This is a genomic window from Siphonobacter curvatus (assembly GCF_002943425.1).
Taxonomy (GTDB): domain Bacteria; phylum Bacteroidota; class Bacteroidia; order Cytophagales; family Spirosomataceae; genus Siphonobacter; species Siphonobacter curvatus.
Genome location: NZ_PTRA01000001.1, coordinates 617,990 through 636,715, shown reverse-complemented (window position 1 = coordinate 636,715; position 18,726 = coordinate 617,990). Strand labels below are relative to the sequence as shown.

At 48.4% G+C, this 18,726-nt stretch carries 15 protein-coding genes; 6 read left to right on the top strand and 9 right to left on the bottom strand.

Annotation, left to right across the window (positions count from 1 at the left end; translation table 11 throughout):
* Window positions 1–34: 34 nt before the first annotated feature.
* The 4 genes from rny to pheT all read right to left on the bottom strand — a co-directional run bounded on the left by rny (window position 35) and on the right by pheT (window position 5,116).
* Complete coding sequence (gene rny / locus C5O19_RS02605; RefSeq protein WP_094810553.1) at window positions 35–1,606, bottom strand: ribonuclease Y; 1,572 nt, start codon at window positions 1,604–1,606, stop codon at window positions 35–37.
* Between the two features lie 91 nt (window positions 1,607–1,697).
* The gene (gene zapA / locus C5O19_RS02600) at window positions 1,698–1,979 is read right to left on the bottom strand and encodes a cell division protein ZapA (protein WP_102200859.1); all 282 of its coding nucleotides are present in this window, start codon (window positions 1,977–1,979) and stop codon (window positions 1,698–1,700) included.
* Between the two features lie 288 nt (window positions 1,980–2,267).
* Complete coding sequence (locus C5O19_RS02595) at window positions 2,268–2,627, bottom strand: hypothetical protein (RefSeq protein WP_094810557.1); 360 nt, start codon at window positions 2,625–2,627, stop codon at window positions 2,268–2,270.
* Window positions 2,628–2,686: 59 nt separating this feature from the next.
* The gene (pheT, locus tag C5O19_RS02590) at window positions 2,687–5,116 is read right to left on the bottom strand and encodes a phenylalanine--tRNA ligase subunit beta (protein ID WP_104709782.1); all 2,430 of its coding nucleotides are present in this window, start codon (window positions 5,114–5,116) and stop codon (window positions 2,687–2,689) included.
* Between the two features lie 178 nt (window positions 5,117–5,294).
* Between pheT and C5O19_RS02585 the strand changes: the two genes are divergently transcribed.
* Window positions 5,295–5,909, top strand: a complete 615-nt coding sequence (locus tag C5O19_RS02585) for a class I SAM-dependent methyltransferase (protein WP_104709781.1) — start codon at window positions 5,295–5,297, stop codon at window positions 5,907–5,909.
* A gap of 350 nt (window positions 5,910–6,259) precedes the next feature.
* Window positions 6,260–7,312: a tetratricopeptide repeat protein gene (locus C5O19_RS02580; protein WP_104709780.1), complete on the top strand. Its 1,053-nt coding sequence runs from the start codon at window positions 6,260–6,262 to the stop codon at window positions 7,310–7,312.
* A 258-nt stretch (window positions 7,313–7,570) separates the two neighbouring features.
* Here C5O19_RS02580 and C5O19_RS02575 read toward each other — a convergent pair whose 3' ends face one another.
* Complete coding sequence (locus C5O19_RS02575; RefSeq protein ID WP_104709779.1) at window positions 7,571–8,197, bottom strand: DedA family protein; 627 nt, start codon at window positions 8,195–8,197, stop codon at window positions 7,571–7,573.
* Between the two features lie 186 nt (window positions 8,198–8,383).
* Between C5O19_RS02575 and C5O19_RS02570 the strand changes: the two genes are divergently transcribed.
* A complete protein-coding gene (locus tag C5O19_RS02570) occupies window positions 8,384–8,908 on the top strand; it encodes an acyl-CoA thioesterase (RefSeq protein ID WP_104709778.1) in 525 nt (174 codons plus the stop codon).
* A 143-nt stretch (window positions 8,909–9,051) separates the two neighbouring features.
* On the opposite strand, the gene C5O19_RS02565 is transcribed toward C5O19_RS02570, so the two are convergent.
* From C5O19_RS02565 to C5O19_RS02555, 3 genes are all read right to left on the bottom strand, one after another.
* The gene (locus C5O19_RS02565; RefSeq protein WP_104709777.1) at window positions 9,052–9,936 is read right to left on the bottom strand and encodes an SMP-30/gluconolactonase/LRE family protein; all 885 of its coding nucleotides are present in this window, start codon (window positions 9,934–9,936) and stop codon (window positions 9,052–9,054) included.
* Window positions 9,937–10,012: 76 nt separating this feature from the next.
* On the bottom strand, window positions 10,013–10,477 hold the full coding sequence (locus tag C5O19_RS02560; RefSeq protein ID WP_104709776.1) for a prolipoprotein diacylglyceryl transferase: 465 nt from the start codon (window positions 10,475–10,477) through the stop codon (window positions 10,013–10,015).
* Between the two features lie 31 nt (window positions 10,478–10,508).
* Window positions 10,509–11,048: a TrmH family RNA methyltransferase gene (locus C5O19_RS02555; RefSeq protein ID WP_104713823.1), complete on the bottom strand. Its 540-nt coding sequence runs from the start codon at window positions 11,046–11,048 to the stop codon at window positions 10,509–10,511.
* Between the two features lie 208 nt (window positions 11,049–11,256).
* On the opposite strand from C5O19_RS02555, the gene C5O19_RS02550 reads away from it, so the two are divergent.
* Both C5O19_RS02550 and galU read left to right on the top strand, forming a co-directional pair.
* Window positions 11,257–12,252: a mevalonate kinase family protein gene (locus C5O19_RS02550; protein WP_104709775.1), complete on the top strand. Its 996-nt coding sequence runs from the start codon at window positions 11,257–11,259 to the stop codon at window positions 12,250–12,252.
* A gap of 189 nt (window positions 12,253–12,441) precedes the next feature.
* Entirely contained in the window at window positions 12,442–13,311 is an 870-nt protein-coding gene (gene galU, locus C5O19_RS02545; protein WP_094810575.1) for a UTP--glucose-1-phosphate uridylyltransferase GalU, read from the top strand.
* 89 nt (window positions 13,312–13,400) lie between these two features.
* On the opposite strand, the gene C5O19_RS02540 is transcribed toward galU, so the two are convergent.
* On the bottom strand, window positions 13,401–15,167 hold the full coding sequence (locus C5O19_RS02540; RefSeq protein WP_104709774.1) for a CotH kinase family protein: 1,767 nt from the start codon (window positions 15,165–15,167) through the stop codon (window positions 13,401–13,403).
* 160 nt (window positions 15,168–15,327) lie between these two features.
* Here C5O19_RS02540 and C5O19_RS02535 point away from each other — a divergent pair, with 160 nt between their 5' ends.
* A complete protein-coding gene (locus C5O19_RS02535) occupies window positions 15,328–18,309 on the top strand; it encodes a S9 family peptidase (RefSeq protein WP_104713821.1) in 2,982 nt (993 codons plus the stop codon).
* The last annotated feature ends 417 nt before the right edge of the window (window positions 18,310–18,726 follow it).

Genomic DNA, 18,726 nt, shown 5'->3' with positions numbered 1-18,726 from the left:
TCAATCAGCGGGGTTTTTGCTTGTATAGACTTGCTTATTTTGCGTAAGCTACGGAACGCATTTCCCGAATTACCGTCACTTTAATCTGACCGGGATACTGCATTTCTTTCTCAATTTTCTGTGAAATATCGTAGCTCAGCTGACCCGCTTTCTCATCCGATACGTTATCCGAATCCACGATGACGCGAAGTTCACGACCGGCCTGAATGGCGTAACACTTATCTACGCCGTTGAAGTTGAGGGCCAGAGCTTCCAAGTCTTTTAAACGCTGAATGTAGCTTTCCATCATTTCCCGACGGGCCCCGGGACGCGAACCACTGATGGCGTCGCATACCTGCACGATGGGGGAAATCATACTGGTCATCTCAATTTCATCGTGGTGAGCTCCAATGGCGTTGCAAACTTCCGGGTGCTCCTTGTACTTCTGGGCCATTTCCATACCCAGAATGGCGTGCGGTAATTCCGGCTCTTCGTGCCACACTTTACCAATATCGTGCAGCAGACCTGCCCGCTTAGCCAGCTTCGCATTCAACCCAAGTTCGGAAGCCATCGTTGCACACAACTTGGCTACTTCGCGAGAATGTTGAAGCAGATTCTGACCGTAGGAAGAGCGGAAACGCATCCGACCTACCATCTTGATCAGTTCCGGGTGCAAGCCGTGAATACCCAGGTCAATGACCGTACGTTCACCGATTTCGACGATTTCGTCTTCGATATTCTTTCGCGTTTTAGCTACCACCTCTTCGATACGAGCCGGGTGAATCCGACCATCCTGTACCAGTCGATGGAGCGACAAACGGGCGATTTCACGACGTACGGGGTCAAAACCCGAAATCACAATAGCATCCGGCGTATCATCTACGATGATTTCCACGCCCACAGCCGATTCCAACGTCCGGATATTCCGTCCTTCACGTCCAATAATTTTACCTTTGATATCGTCCGATTCGATATTGAAAACCGAGACGCAGTTTTCGATGGCCTGTTCGGCTGCCGTCCGCTGGATGGTTTCAATAACGATCTTCTTCGCTTCTTTCGTTGCCGTCAGCTTGGCTTCTTCTACGATGTTTTTTACGTAGCTGGAGGCCCGCGTTTCCGCTTCGGCTTTCAGGTTATCGACCAGTTGCTGACGAGCTTCGTCGGCGGTCAGACCGGCGATTTTTTCGAGCTGGGAAACGGCACTGGTGCGGGCTTTCTCGGCCTCATCCACTTTCCGTTTTGCTGACTCCTGCTGCTGGGCTAACTGCTGCCGCTGCTTTTCCAGTTCGTCTTCCTTGCGTTTCGCCTGTTCACGTTGCTGATTGATCTGACGCTCAAAATCCTTCAGTTTCGCCTCATTTTCCTGAAGAACACGTTTCCGCTTATTGGTTTCTTCCTCAAATTCAGCCCGGCGTTTAAGAAAATTTTCTTTCGCTTCAAGAATCCGCTGATTTTTGAGGTTTTCCGCTTTTTCTTCGGCGTTTTTAATAATGTCGACGGCTCTTACTTCGGCCTCTGCTTCCCGATTTTTAATCGCTTTCCCTAAGAATATCCGGGTAATAAAGAATACTATTCCCGCTGTAATGAGGGTATCGAGCAAATACAATAGAATACTACTATCCTGCATTTGTCTGTATGGTTAAATAATAGTGAAACCAAACAGCCCTCTGCCGGAGACCGTTAAAAGTGAAGAAAAACAGGGATCTCTAGTGTATCAATCAATTCCGCAGTACCGGATTGACTAATTCATCCATCATTTCGAGCTGAGCAAAAGCCTGATGCTGTAAGGCATTGAGCTTCAGATTAGTAACCATGCAAAAAAGCATCACACGCGTCATCCGCTCGTGCATGCTGTGAACATTTTCCTTCTCGAGTAATTGCTGCATTTGCTGATTCAATAGTTTAGCCGCTTCCCGAATGTAGAGTTCATCTTCTTTCGGAATCGTCATTTCGTATTGCGTGCCAGCAAGCTGTATGTGGATGGTACGATTCGTTCCCATGCAAAAGTAGTTATGGCTTATTATCGCTCTAACTGCATTTTCTTCGGTCTTTTAATCGGCGGTTGAGCCGGTCAGATGGCCTGTATTACAATCTAAACTTTTACAAGTTTAGTACTTAAAAGTGAAATTATGCAAATGTTGTGCAGGCTATTCATTCCGAATGATTGGCTTTTCGCAATAAATTATAGGCTTTAATCCTATTTTCGCCCTAGCCATCGGTTCATTTTTACCTTTACACCCTCTGGTTTTGCTTCACTTTTCTTTGGTACAGCAATTCCTTGTGGAACGCTATTCCGATAATTTTTTAATGGCCTTGTCCACTTCCTGGATGAAATGATCAACCTGAATACGCAACGCTTCGGGATTATCCGGGTTCAGTGAATCCAGAGCAACCCGGCTCATCCGGCCTTTTTGCTCACTGCGTTTCCGTAAGTCCGAAAGCTCCGTTTTCTGCTTTTTGATGATTTCATCCCGCTCCTTCAACAACGAATGTAAGCCTTCCAGCTCCCGTTGCTTGTCCTGCAAGATCATATTCATTTGCTCCATCTGGGAAATGAGCGTGCGTATCTTTAGTTCCAGATGCTGGCCTTTGGCACGCAGACGTTCTTCCAGTTCATCCGCCGAGCGGGAGGTATCCAGGGGATTCATCAAGGGTATGGTACGTTTAGCATTTGGAGGTACGGAAATCGCTTCCCGTACCCTGAAACTTATTTTCGAATGACAGCTTCTAATTCTTTTTCAAAACCAAGCATCAGCCGATTCATGGTTTTGTCGATTTGACTATCCGTCAGCGTTTGCGAAGCATCCAGCAGAGTGAAACTTACTGAGTATGACTTCTTACCTTCGCCCAGATTCGGTCCTTCGTAAATATCAAATACGTTTAGACTCTGCAGGAGGTTTTTCTCGTACTTGAAAGCAACTTCCTGAATCTCTTTAAAGCTAACAGTTTTATCCAGTACCAGCGACAAATCACGGCGTACTTCGGGGAATTTCGAAATCTCCTGGAACGTCACTTCCGTGGTGTAGTGATCCAGCAAAGCAGCCCAATCCAGATCAGCGAAGAATACCGCCTGTTTCAGATCCGTCAGCTTGGTCAGATCGCTGCGTACTAAACCGATGGTAGCCAGCACTTGTTTTCCTTTGAGGTATTGCAAACCATACGCCCAGACGTTTCCGGCTTCTACTTCCTGCGTAGTCAGGCCTTTCACACCCATTTTTTTGAAAATCCGGTTCACCGTACTAGCCAGATCGTGGAAAGCTACGGGCCGACTTTTCTGCTGCCAGCTTTCCGAAACGATGTTTCCGGTTAGATACAGAGCCAGGTGCGGTTTCTCGACGTATTGGTGAGGCTGCATCTTGTGATACGTTTTCCCAAACTCGAAAAACTTCAGATCCCGTTGACGCCGATTGACGTTATGGGCCAGAGCTTCCAGGCCGGAGAATAGCATACTTTGCCGCATCACACCCAAATCTTCGCTCAATTTATTCAGAATCTCGACATCTTCACCAGGCAGACTATCTTTTATACTGGCCGCGTAGGCCGGTTTCGTCAATGAATTGGTGAAAATCTCCTGAAAACCAGCTCCGGCCAGCAACTGAGAAATTTTGAACGGAACGCGTTCTCTGTCTTTAGAGGGCTCGGGGAACTTCGCCAGATAGTCGGTCCGTAGATGAGCCGACAAGCCGATATTATTCAATCCGTAAATCCGCAGGATTTCTTCAATCACGTCAGCTTCCCGCGTCACATCCACGCGATAAGCCGGAATCGAAGCCGTGAAGCCTTCTTCCGTACCATTCCAGACTTTAATATCCAGATCCGTCAGAATCTGGTGGATTTGCTCATGCGGAATTTTTTGTCCGATCAGGCGGTCAATATTCCGGTAGCTCATCAGCACCTGAGCGGGTTTGAACTGAGCCGGATGCGTATCCGTAATTTCACTCGTAATCTTTCCGCCGGCCAGTTCCTGCATGAGCAGTGCCGCCCGCTTGAGGGTATACAGCTTGAAATTGGGGTCCGTACCGCGTTCAAATCGGAAACTGGCGTCCGTTTTCAGGCCATGTCGCATGGATGATCTCCGTACCCAGTCCGGTGAGAAGTACGCTACTTCCAAAAAAACACGCGTCGTCGTTTCCTTGATGCCCGATTCCTGACCACCAAATACGCCCGCAATGCCTACGGGTTTTTCAGCATCGCAGATCATCAGGTCTTCGCTGGAAAGCGTCCGTTCGATTCCGTCGAGCGTCACGAATTTCGTTCCTTCCGGCATGGTTTTCACCACGATTTTCTGTCCGGCCAGTTCGTGCCAGTCGTAGGCGTGCATCGGCTGACCCAGCTCGTGGCAGATGAAGTTGGTTACATCGACAATGTTGTTGATGGGCCGCAGACCAATGGCCAGCAGCGATTGCTTGAGCCAGTCGGGCGATTCCGCCACTTTCACCCCGTCAATCGTAACCCCACAGAACCGTGGACAAGCTTCGGTATTTTCCACCACTACGTCAATCGGATGCTGATTGTTGGCGGCGTAAAAGTTATCCGCAAAAGGCAGCTTAATATCTCGATGTAAGAGTGCTTTCAGGTCGCGGGCTACGCCAATGTGCGAAGCGGCATCGGCCCGGTTGGGCGTCAGGCCAATCACAATGCGGTAATCCGGTTCCAGTTTGAAGTAAGTAGCCGCGGGCGTGCCGTTGGGGAGATCGGTGGTGAGTACCATGATTCCCGCGTGGCTGGTACCCAGACCCAGCTCGTCTTCAGCACAAATCATCCCTTCAGAAGGGTGACCGTACACTTTACGCTTACCGATGGTAAACGGTTCGCCATTCGTCGGATAAATGGTGGCTCCTACTGTAGCGACGACCACGCGTTGACCCGCGGCGACGTTCGCAGCTCCGCAAACGATGGTCGTGGGTTCGCCCGTTCCAATGTCGACGGTGGTGAGGTGTAATTGTTTTTCTTTGACGGTAAACGGCTCACACGTCAATACTTCGCCAATCACCACGCCCTGCAAACCACCCGGTACGGAATCAATGCGTTCGATTTCTTCCACTTCAAGGCCACAGCCCGTCAGTAACTGATCTAATTCTTCGGGCGACTCGGTCAGGGAAATGTATTGTTTGAGCCAATTAAGGGAAATATTCATAGTACTTCGGGTACAATCACTTGGAAAAGGTCCTTTACAGCCAGACCGATTTGCAAAAATAACTAATTTGAAAAAGGGAACAGAAGGATTATTAGAATTCGCTTAAATTCATCAAAAAGTACGTTTCTCTTTTGTTTTCCATGCCGAGTTTTAAGCCCCTGCTTTTCTCTGATTTTGTATGTCCAACCCCCACCCTGCCCTTGGTTATTCATTCCTGACGCCCGCGTACGAGTGGGCCCTGTGGCTAGGCGTACCCGAACGTAAGATTCGTTCCTATCTCATCGAACATATTGACGCCCATCAGCCCTTATTGGATTTTGGTTGTGGTACGGGCAATTTCCTCCAACAGTTACAGCAGATTAACCCGCAACAAAGCATTCGGGGACTGGATACCGACCCGTACATGGTTCGCGTGAGTCGCCGAAAATCCGTACCTGTTGATTACTACGCTTCAGGTCCTCTGCCCTACGCGGCCGGGCGGTTTGGTACCGTAACGAGCACCTGGGTTTTTGAGCATTTTTCAGTCGAAGAATCGCTGTTTTACTTTCGGGAAATCCGGCGAATTCTTCAGCCCGGCGGTACATTCTGGCTGGGAGACTGGGGGCCTTCCCAAGGCCCGATGCAACGGGTACTGGGACGCCTCGTCCACTGGATCGACCCGACCCAGAACGGACTAGGCCCGGCGGGTCACTGGCCGGAATTACTAGCTCAGGCTGGCTTTTCTACCGTGCTGATTCCATACCGGATTCCAACGCGACTGGGCACCTTCTACTACTGGAAATGTCATTTTTGATGCCCAAAAAGCCCGGCTTATGTCGTATCTTGCCCCACTGTATAATCTTTTTGTACCATTCTATGCTTTTTTTCTTCTAGTTTGTGGTATAAAAAGACTGGTACAAACGTTTATTTGCTCATACTGTCCTTGACCGTCCTTTCTTCTCCCCAAGGAAACGGATTTTAGTAAAGGCGGTTGAATGCCGGGTAATTCTTCATCAGATTACGTTAATTTTCGTTAATTGAAAAAACTATATTTGTCGAAGTCCCTGGAGTCGTTCATTTTCGGCCATTGGCTGGTATGGCCTGACCGGAGCAGCGAAAACATTTTCCAGCTCACGACCTTAAGATAGATCCAAAACGACTGCCATGAAACCGTTTTGTTTGTTGTTGATTTTTTTGTTTTCCCAGTCTTTACTGGCTCAGGATATTGATAAAGAGAAGCTCAAAGGTGTTTGGGTAGCGAAACGGGTCGAATACCGCAACGGGTACCAAATGATGAGTGATGCTGAAGTCGATAAGTCCAATATCGTTTTTGTTTTTGAAGATCGGCGACTACGGTTTTATACCAACGAAAAGTCTAGCACCGTAAGCTACACGCTGAGTGGCAATCGTATCCGTACGGCCGAGAACGCCACCTACACGATCGATAAACTCACGGATTACGAATTACAGCTTTCCGAGCAGACTTCCTCCGTCATGCGTAATGATCAGCTTCGGTTTATCTGTGCTCGCCAGGAAGCCACTAGTTACGATGATTACATCCGCAAGAAATTCGTTCTGCCTGCCGCTCGCTTTGATCGGGACACGTTTTACGTGATGAACGAAACGATCTACCCCAAATTCCGTACGCGTCTGATTGACAGTAGTTTTTACGAAACGTACCAGAATTCCTATACGTATATTGAAGATGCGTTCCGACAATTGGCTCGTCCGCGTCGGGATCGCTTTCGGGTGAGCTTCATTGTGAATCGTACGGGCCGAATCGAAAACATCCAAATCGTGGAAAGTTCGGATCCCAAAATGGACGACAACCTCAGAACGGCCATTAAAGCTTCTGAAGGTATGTGGATTCCCGCAACCGTTGGCCGCAAGCCGGTACGGGTGCAGGTGAATTACGAATTCCCGTATGGTATCCCCGAAAACCGCCAACTTACTTTGGATGATATTAAAGCATTGAAGGCGAAAGATTTGTTTGAAACGGGTTTGCAACATTACAATCGCCAGCGGTACGACCAGGCACTGGCCGTGTTTAATCAGTGTATTGAATTGGATCCCGGCAACGTATCGATTCGTTTCAACCGGGCCGCTACCTTCTACAAACTCAACCGTCTGCCAGAAGCGTGCCAGGACTGGAAGCTTCTGGAACGGGCAGGAGAAAAAGAAGCGACGAAATTGTTAAAGAAACACTGTCAGAATTAATGAAGAAAGGCCGGAAAACCGGCCTTTTCTTTTTTATTGCTTTACTTTTCTGCTCGCAGCAATTCGATCATGTGAGTCACTGTCTCGGCAAGCAGTCACTGTCTTACTACCCTTACCCGTACTCTTAAAGAGAGTCTGTCCATTTTCATCCAATACAAACATTAGTAGGGGTACTCACTACTTTGGAGCGGTCTATGGCTTCATCGGTATTGTCAAGTAAGATGGAAAGCCTCTTGCTTAGGCATTCAACCTGCTCGCTTACTTCATATCCCGACGGGCATTTAGGTAGCCTTTAACGACTGTAAACGTCGTGACGGCCAGGAAGAAGATGATGATGTAATGCACGTAGTTAATAATACCGGGAAACTTCTCGCCCAGATAGTACCCACCGCCCGAAAGCAGAATCGTCCAAAGAGCCCCACCGATAACATTGTAGGTCATGAAATGCGGGAAATCGAGCTTGATCATACCCGATAAAATCGGTGCAAAGGTACGAACTACGGGCAGGAATCTACTGATAATCAACACACTGGAACCATACTTCAAAAAATATTGGCGAGTCGTTTCGATGTTCTTTTTCTTAAAAAACAGGGAATCTGGCCGGTTTTCGAGCCTACCGCCAAAGTACTTCCCAAAGAGATACCCCGTCAGCGAGCCAAAAACAGCCGCCCCCAGAATACAAGCTAGCAGTACGGGCAGGGTCACGTTTAGTACGCCCGTTCCGCAGAATACGCCCGCCAGAAAAAGTAAGTAATCGCCGGGAAGAAAAAAGGCAAAGAACAAACCGTTCTCCGCGAAAACGATTAAGGTAATGGCCACCAGGCCACCGGTTTGAATAATCTCCCGGGAATCCGTTAAAAAGGTTAACCAATCTGGCAAATTCATGGCTTGATACTAATTTTCGACGAATTTAGCGGAGTTGTTTGGTATAGCCGATTCATTCCAGCGATTTTTACCGTAAACTACACGAGCGGTTTGTAAGCCGCTCGTTCGATTGCTTCGTCGGACACCGGGTCTGACGGAGCCTGCTTCTTCATCAACGTTGAATCTTGATTCTGAACATTCACTGCTTTGACTCAGCCCAAATTTGCCTCCGAATCCCTGACCACCATGACTGAAATGGTCTTTCCCAACGATACCAATAATTTGGGTAATCTGATGGGGGGAAACCTGTTACGTCTGATGGATATTTGCGGTGCGATTGCCGCCCAGAAGCATTCCCGCCACGTAGTCGTTACGGCTTCGGTGGATAACGTAGCATTTAAAGACCCGATTCCCCTGGGTAGTGTCATTACGCTGCGGGCATTCGTGACGCGGGCATTCAATTCATCCATGGAAGTATTCATCGACGTACATGCGGAGAATATTCCGGCCGGTGAACGCTTCATGACGAACCGGGCCTTTTACACCTTCGTGGCCGTAGGAGCCGATGGAAAACCTTCAACGGATATTCCGGAAGTAGTGCCGCAGACGGATGAAGAGAAATCACTGTACGACGCCGCCCTTCGTCGCCGTCAATTACGTCTGGTCTTAGCCGGACGGATGATGCCCGCTGAAGCAACCGAGCTGGCTAAATTATTTGAACTACAAGCCTAAGCTTTTTCCGGAAGTCGGTAACAAACATAAAAGGCAGCGTTTCAAGCGGACCTTTGATTCAGGAAAAAAAACTTCCATTTCCTGAATACAAACTTGCCTGAAACGCTGCCAACGAATGCCTTTTCAACCGTCGCTTGGGTACTTTATTTTCCGGGAGTTTCTACCCGAAACTGCTCCATCCCTCGGCGGTCCTGAAGGGTAACGAATACCGTTTTTTTATCTTTTCCTCCGAAAACGAGATTACTACAGCTTTTACCCTTGAGCGGCACTTCTCGTAATAATTTCCCCTGCGGACTCAGAATCGCAATGACGCCTTTGCCGTGCCGGGTACAGTATAGATTTCCCTTCTGATCGCACTTCATGCCATCCATGCCGAAGTCCGTGAATTCGTGGAAAAGCTGTTTATTCTGCACACTGCCCTGATCATCTAAATCGTACTTCCAGATTTTCCGCTGAGCACTTTCGTTGACGTACAAGATTTTTTCGTCGGGACTCAACGTAATTCCATTGGTAGTACCCAGGTTCTCCAGTAGTCGGGTCGTCTTCCCATCTGGATCGATTCGCCAGAGCTGGCCCGTATTATCTTTCCATTTCGGATCAGAAGCATACAGCACGTCCTTCTTCGTGATGCAAATGTCATTGGGCTGATTAAATCGATCATCGTGGGCAAACACGCTTACTTCTTTCGTCTGCATGTTCACTTTTAAAATGTTATGATTCACAAAATCGGCCAGTAACATCTCGCCCTTCGAGTTAAACTGAATGGCGTTGGCAATACTTTTATTCGGTAAGGTTACGAACACTTCGCCCTGTCCCTGAGCATTGATTTTACCGACGGTACCATCCTGTTTGAAATTGACTACGTACAGATTCCCTGCCGCGTCGAAACTGGGGCCTTCGATGTTCCCGCTAAACTGATTCTCAGCGGTGAAGTCGCTGCTTTGGTAGAGGTTTGAAGACTGGGAAGAAGCCGGTTTGCGGGCACAGGCCACAAAAAGCACCGGCAGTAACAGAAGAATACGAAACATAAGGTAAAAAATTAGTGCATACAAAATGGAGGAGCTAGTGAGGCTCCTCCATTTCTATTTAATCAGCGATTGGCTCTTAGTGAGGCATATCGGGCGTTTCAATATCAGTCGGCTCTACGCTATCATTCGTAGTGGCTACTTCACTTTTGCTGGCCGTTGCGGGTACTTTGGCACTTTTAGCAGCGGGAGCTTTGGTCGAACGCGTGGGCGTCTTGGTAGCCGCAGGAGCCTTCGGTTGAGAAGCAGCGGGCGTTGACTCCTTTTTCGGTTCAGCGGGAGCCTCTTCTTTTTTTGAAGGTACCTCTACGGATTTGGAAGAGGTCTTCTTCGCCTGTTTGGCTAATTTTTTCTTAGCGTCTTTTGCTGATTTTTCTTCTTTCTCTTTCTCTTTCAGTTGTAGTTTAGCAAACTTCTTTGCTAAGTCTTCCGCTGCTTTTTCAATTTGTTTCGACAGTTTTTTGCCGTGTTTGGCGTTCAGACCACTCAGTTTTTCAGTAAGCGTAGAGGCCAGTTCGTTGGTAAGCTTCTTGTCGGGTTTCATGAAGAGATTTATTATGAATTGGGTAGTTCTGTTATTGCTTGGCAGCCAGTCGCTTGTAAACAAAATCCCAGCAAACGATTCCGACTGTTACGGCAATGTTGAGGGAATGCTTCGTGCCGTACTGGGGAATTTCCAGGCATAGGTCGGCAATTTCAATGATTTTATCATTCACTCCAAAAACTTCATTCCCAAAAACAAAAACATATTCGCCATCGGGTTCGGGCTGAAAATCGGGCAAGCCCACGCTAGCCTCGGCCTGCTCCACCGCTACAATGCGTACGCCCTTCGTTTTCAGCTCTTTACAAAAATCAACCGCATCAGGTACGTGTTCCCAATGGACAGATTCGTCGGCTCCAAGAGCCGTTTTCGTAATATCCCGGTGCGGGGGTGTACCCGTAATTCCCCCTAAATATACCGTAGACACCCGAAAGGCATCGGACGTACGAAAGACGGAACCTACGTTATTTAAACTCCGAACGTCGTCGAGTAACACGGAATACGGAAATTTTTCCGCAGCCTTGAATTCCTCGACTGACAGGCGGTCGAGTTCATCCATTGAAAGTTTTCGCATACAAAAATCAGGGTGTACAGTCGTAAGCCGGGTCTTTTTCAGCGAACGATCGTACCATTTTGGCCTAAAGTTCGTAAACTTCCGGGCAGATTGCGGTAGTACCCGGGCATTTTCAGAAAAACGTCCCGCCAAAAATGATTCCAGCGTTTCTCTGAAGAGGTGGATCGCTACTGAAACCAGATTACTCATCTTTCAAACCTATCAACCAGTGCTGATTGAAACGCGAGCGTACGCCCGGGCCGGACTTTTAGGAAATCCCTCGGACGGTTTTTTTGGGAAAACGCTATCCATCACCGTCCGAAATTTTGGGGCTTCCGTTAGCTTATGGCAATCGCCGGAGCTTCATATTGAACAGCAGGAGGCCGACGCCAACACCTTCCGCAGTATTTTTCACCTCTGTGATACCGTCGGACAAATTGGGTACAATGGCGGTATTCCCCTCATCAAAGCAGCCATTCGTAAGTTTACGCTGTACTGCGGGGATCAGGGCATCCGGCTGCCTAACCGGAATTTCACCATTCGCTATAGCAGTTCCATTCCCCGACAGGTCGGTTTATCCGGATCGAGTGCCATCATTGTGGCTACCATGCGGGCCTTGATGCAGTTTTACGAAGTGGATATTCCGCTCGAATATCTGCCTACGCTAGTCTTACAGGCGGAAACCGAAGAACTCGGCATTACTGCCGGCCTACAGGATCGAGTAATTCAGTGTTACGAAGGCTGTGTGTATATGGATTTTGCCAAAGAGCTTGTACAAAGCCGCGGCTACGGCGAGTACCAACGCATCAATCCGGCCCAGTTGCCTAAGCTTTATCTAGCTTATAACACCGACATGAGTAAGGTTTCGGGCAAAGTCCATAACGACGTACGGGCCCGGTTCGACCGGGGTGAGCCGCTGGTACACGAAACTCTGCAATCCATCGCCAATCTGGCTACTTTGGGTAAAGAAGCCATCGAACGGCGTGATTACGAAACGTTACACGAACTGGTGAATCAAAATTTTGATTTCCGGACTCGCATTTATAACATTCATCCGGTCAACATTCAGATGATCGAAACGGCTCGTAAATTGGGAGCTTCCGCTTCGTTTACGGGCTCGGGCGGCAGTATCATCGGTCTGTACCGGGACGACGAAATGCTAAACCGTCTCTTTGTCGAATTAAGAAAACTAAACGCCAGGGTCATTAAACCGTATGTGATGTGATGCGTAGGTTGTTTTGAGTTAGTTGTACAGCAGCTCCGGTCTGTAAGACAAGTTCCTGATCATCTGTATAGGAGCCTAGTGAAATCATTTTCGTGACCTTCATCAGAGCACGTAACCTGGACCGCTCCCTCTAAACTCAAAACACGAAGCGCTAAACACTTCCCACCCTCCCCTTTTTTTCCACACGTTATGATTAAAAAAGCGATTATTCCAGCGGCCGGTTTTGGTACGCGATTTCTGCCCGCCACCAAGGCACAACCCAAAGAAATGTTGCCCATTATCGATACGCCGACCATCCAGTACGTCGTGCAGGAAGCGGTTGATTCGGGCATTGAAGATATTCTGATCATCTCGGGGAAAGGCAAACGTTCGATTGAAGATCACTTTGACCGCAACTTCGAACTCGAAACCCGACTGGCCGAAAAAGAAGACGAAATGCTGCACGAATTACGTCGGCTTTCGGATATGGCCAACATCCACTTTGTTCGCCAGAAAGAACTTAATGGACTCGGAGATGCCATTTACTACGCCCGTCACCACGTGGGAAATGAACCGTTTGCCGTCCTGCTCGGCGATACCATCATGGACTCGGTTATTCCCGTTACGCAGCAGTTGATGGATACCTTCGAAACCTACCGCTGTTCGGTCATTGCTGTAGAAACGGTTCCTACCGACAAGGTGAATCGCTACGGTATTGTCGGCGGGAAAGAACTCAGCGATTCGATCATGCAACTGGAAACGCTGGTAGAAAAACCGGCCTTGGGTCAGGCTCCGTCGAATCTGGCCATCGCGGGACGGTACATTCTAACGCCCGAGATTTTCCGGATGATTGAGCAAACACCCAAAGGCAAAGGCGGCGAAATCCAGCTGACAGATGCCATGTTACTGCTCCTCTCGCGTGAAAACGTCTATAGCCACCGCATTGAAGGCAAGCGTCACGACATCGGCAACAAACTCGACTTCCTGAAAACCACGGTCGAATTTGCCCTGAAACGGAAAGAGTTTGAAAAGCCGTTCCTGGCGTTTCTGAAAGAGGTGATTCAGCAGTACGAACAGTAATTAGTTGTTAGCTACTGGTTAGTAGTTGATGGTTAGTAAATTTAAGAAAGAGCAGGCGACGTGCCTGCTCTTTCCTTTTTTGAAGCAACTTACGGAGCGTTGAATCGGGCGTTGGGCAGAAAAATCAGTCGGGATTCTTTCGCTACATCGATTTGACTGGCGGCTGCCGTACTATTCAGCCGAACCACGTGCGGAGAGATGATGTACGCTTTTTGCAGCGGAACGGGTGGCTTCCCACAACTCCAGGTATTATCCTCTTCCCAGGGCCCCGATTGCCGGCTGGTATTGACACCGTCGTTGCGTGGACTCAGGGTTTTCGTGAAGGTATAGGTACACATTCGGCTACCCGAGGCGTGGCTAAATTCTAACATGTAGTACCCCGCCGTACTGGGGCTGAATTCCTTTCCCTGCCAGACGATACTTCCGTTCGACTGCTTCCAGAAATGAATCACGTTGAAGCTACTATTGCCCTGAAGTACCACCGCGTTTCCGGGGCAAAGCTCGGTAGCGTTATACGGTTTGATGTAATAGCCCAGGCCACTGATATTCTGGTCCATCCAGTTGAAACGAGCCGTAATGAAGTTTTTACGATCCTGGATTTCAGCGTTCAGATTCTGGCCCATATTCCAGCGGATGGCGTTACGGGCGTGAGCTTCCTGAAAAATGTTTTGTAGCGAATCAATCATCGACATGACGCGAGCCGTGGCAAAAGCCCCCTGCCGGATGTTCGTCCAGCGTCGCTGGGAGGTTTGAACAAACAGCGTATCCTGCATCAGGTACGACCACCAGAAGGGCATGATTTGATCGCTCGGCGTACAGCCCAGGTTCATTTCAAAAGCCCATCCCTCCGGTACGTTTCCATCGCAAAAACCCCGTCCGTACGCTAGATCCAGATCCCACATAGGGCCCATGTTCAACTTGCCGCCCTTACTGTCCCGATCCTTGTAGAAGTACGTGCTTTTCGTATAGCCATCGGAATTTTTACTCAGCTCCGTCATCAGAAAATAATCGGCGAACGACGGCACGTCGGCCATGGAAGCATAGCCCGTCTGCGGATTGAAGTTTTTCGCGTGAAGCAGGTTTTCGAATTGGGTTACGTAATTCTGAATGTAGTCCCGTTGGACGATCTGGAGATTTTTCGTTTTGGGATAGTGAATCTCAAAGATGGCCCGCCCGTCGTTGCGGCACTCGGCTCCGAAGGCCGAGCCCCAACGATGATTTCCATCCGGAGCATCGACTTTCAGGATGTATCCACCGGTCAGTTTATCGCCCGACACGTCATCTTCTTTTAGGCTGGAAATGGGGATGCGATCTTTTCCCCGTTTCACATTTTCACCCAATACGTACAAGCCATGATACGAACCATTGAGAACCACTTCTACGTACTGGCTCCGACTGGCGTAGCGACCAATCTGGTTGGAAAGTTTATAGCCCAGTACATTCGTGATGAAAGAATTGTCATACGCCGAAGCGTACAGAATCCAGTCGTGTTCGGCGGGCATCCCCATCAGCGACACATCCTTTTCGGACCCGTCGGCTTCCTGCGTTTCAAAACCAAACGATTTCTTGGGTGCAGCCTGGGAGTTAGCTCCCCGTACCTCGATACCAATCGCTCCATTGTAATCGTACTGCGTGTCGGTCCGTGCATTTCGCAGACCCGGTCCCCGATAAATGATTTTCATCGTTGCCGGTATCTTCGGCTCATCCGGAATGCCCTGCCCATCCTTCGTATCGATGACCACGATAGGCAGATTGGAGGAAGTAAAATTCACTTGGGCAGCTAACGTATTACTAAACAAAAACAGGTAAGAAACGAGACTGGCACCAGTCCCCGTACAGGGTAATATTTTTTTCATAGTAGTTGAAAGTTAGAACAGTTTAAAGCTACTCTAATTTTTCATAACTTGTTCATTTACAGAAGAAAAATTACTATACGTTACGCCGTTCCTACCGAACCACTGGCAGAGCCTGCCAAATCTTTGTATGTTTACTTTCTCACTTCATTTTTCTCATTGTATGAAAAGATGCTTACTGCTGGGATTACTGTTGAGTCTGTACTTACCAGGCTGGACACAATCCAAGGGCAAACCCCCAATTACCTGGAAAGACGTAACAAACTGGAAAGCTATTTCGACCTTCGGGGGAACGCAGCTTTCGCCAGATGGAGAGTGGATGGCTTACGTATTGTCGTCCGTAGCAGAAGGCGACGCCGAGTTGATTCTGCAAAAAACGAAGGACAGCACTCAGTACCGTTATCCCATTGGAGCCACCACCTTCGTTCCGATGAATTACTCGGATGATTCCCGCTTTTTCGCGTTCAAAGTGTTTCCTAACGCCAAGGAAAAAAAGGCAGCGAGTAAAACGCCCGGCAAACCCCTGCCGGAAAAGGTATTTCTGATTGAATTAGCCAACCGGAAGAAAACGGAATTCGAACGCGTCAGCTCGTTTGCGTTCAATGGAGAAAAAGCCTCGCACCTGGCCCTGTTATTGAGCCCAGCGACACCCGCCATGACCCCCACGGCACCCAAAGGACGCGATCTACTGCTGTATGAATTGAGCAGTGGTAAAACGCAGAACATCGGTAACGTGGCCGATATGAACTTTAACAAAAAAGGCGAATGGCTGGCTCTGACCATTGACGCAACCGAAAAAGCGGGTAACGGCTTGCATTTGCGGAACATGACGACAGGTCTGACGTCCATCATCGACAATGACAAAGCCCGCTATCAGTCACTGACCTGGACGGAAAAAGGCGACGGTCTGGCCGCTCTGAAAGGTACTCAGAATGACAAATACAAAACGGATGTACTCAGCGTACTGGGCGTGAAACTCCGCGGCACGACTCCCGAACTGACGGTATATGATCCGGGGAAAGACAGTCTGAATTTTCCCAAGAAGATGAAAATCAGTCCGAACCGTCGCCCTACCTGGACGGAAGATCTGAGCCGTCTCCTCTTTGGTATTCAGAAAGAGGATCTGGCGAAGAAAGAAGCGGAAGCTAAGAAAGATACCGTACAGAAGCCCAAACCTTCACCCGTAAGCGAAGCCGAGAAACTGGCGAAAATCAAAGCCGATACGACGATTAAATCAATCGAAGATTTGCAGAAAGCTCTGGCGAAAGTCAAGACCGATTCGGCCCGCGTAGCCCAACGAGGTGGTACCGTACCCAGCCAGGGTAAAGACGATATCGACAAGCCCGAAGTAACCATCTGGAACTGGCAGGATAAACGTCTGCAGTCGCGGCAACAGGTAACGGAAATGCAGGACAAGCAATTTAGTTTTCTGGCGATGTACGACGGGAAGAAATTCATTCGCCTCACGGACAGTACGCTCATGACCGTTCGCCCGGCCGCGAAGGATTTATACGCCGTCGGACTGGAAGATCAAACCTATGAACTGGAGACCAGTCTGGACGGTCAGAACTACGCTGATATTTACGTGGTGGATCTAAAAACAGGAGTTAAAACCAAGGTAATCGAAAAGCTCTACCTGCCCAGCTACGCCAGTTCGCCGATGACTTCCGAAGATGGAACGAAATTCACGTATGGCAAAGACGGTCATTTCTACATATACGATATTCCGTCGAAAACCAGTCTGAACCTGACCGAAAAGCTCCCCACTAGCTTTGTTGATACCGAAGACGATCATAACCAGAAGAAGCCTATGGTACCCATGCTGGGCTGGTCTTCTGACTCGAAGTACGTGCTGCTACGGGATGTCTGGGACATCTGGAAAGTTTCTGTGGACGGTAAGGAAGCGGTAAACCTGACGAAAAACGGACGGAAAGAAAAGATTCACTACACGACCCGTTACAAGCTTGATCCCGAAGAAAAGGGTATCAACCTTAAACAACCCCTGTACGTGCGGATGTACGGTGAGTTTACGAAGAAATCGGGCATTGGCCGCATTGACGTAGATAAGAAAGGAAACCTCGTTACGGGTGTGAAACCCCTGCTGTGGGAAGACGCCAGCGTAAGTAACCTGAGTAAGGCGAAAAAGGCAAACGTTTACGTATTCAGCCGCGAAACCTTCACCGATCCCACGGATTATTTCGTATCTACTTCACCGGAACTGACCAGTGGGAAGCAGATAACCAAGAATACGCCGGAATTTGAAAAGTATGCCTGGAGCTCCGGCGTACGTCTAGTAGACTACGTTTCCGACAAAGGTGACACCTTACAGGGAGCCTTGTTCCTGCCCGCAGGTTACGAAACGGGTAAGAAATATCCGACGATTGTCTATTACTACGAAAAGCTGTCGCAAACGCTGCACGCGTATACCAATCCGGGTTACAGTGGCACGGGCTGGAACCCTAGCGTGTATACTTCGAATGGCTACGCTGTTTTCATTCCGGATATTGTTTACAAAATGAATGATCCGGGTATGTCGGCCGTGTGGTGTGTACTACCCGCGGTAAAGGCGGCTCTAAAGACGGGTGTCATTGATGAAACGAAAATGGGGATTCACGGGCACTCCTGGGGTGGGTACCAAACCAGCTTCCTAATTACCCAAACTAACTTGTTCAAGGCGGCGGCGGCGGGTGCCCCGTTGACTGACATGGTTTCCATGTACAACCTGATTTACAAGAACTCAGGGACCAGCAACGGTCAGATTTTTGAGGGTTCACAAGGCCGACTCGTAGCTCCCTGGGAAAACTGGGATGCCTACTACCGCAACTCCCCCCTGCACCACGTCAAGAACATTCAGACGCCATTACTGCTATTACACAATGATGCAGACGGTGCCGTTGATTTCACCCAGGGCATTGAGTATTACACGGCCTTACGCCGACTGAAAAAACCCGTCGTACTCTTTCAATACAAGGGAGAAAATCATGGTTTGGCGAAATTGCCCAATCGTAAAGATTATGCGGCTCGGATGATGGAATTTTTTGATTACCATCTTAAGAATAAACCCGCTCCCGACTGGTGGAGCAAGGGAATTGAACGCTCGCAGCTCGAAGAGCATTTAGAGAAACGAATCCTTTTTAATAAGTAATTTATCTCAATAACCCTTAAAAGCCGTCACCAGGTGACGGCTTTTTTTATTACCATTTTATACTGGCATAGTTATTTACATGATTAATATACGTCAATAAAATTTAAACATTTTCTAACGAATGTAAGTTATTTGTTTACTTTTATTACTAATTATCAGGCGTTAATTTGTCCATTAACTACCTGCTTTTTACCTTTTCAGTTGCCTCGAATCTATTTGTAGTAAGTACCCGTCCATCGTTTGTAAACTTAGTGACCGCTATGACCAATTTTACAACAACGCCCACAATCGCCCACTTTTCTTAACGGTACAGCCTTTAATGGCTTCCCAACGTCTTGTGATTGCCTGACCTCCTCTTAAGGATGGTTTGCAATCGATGTGCTTCTTTCTCCTACCTTCTTTCGTAGGAGTCATTGG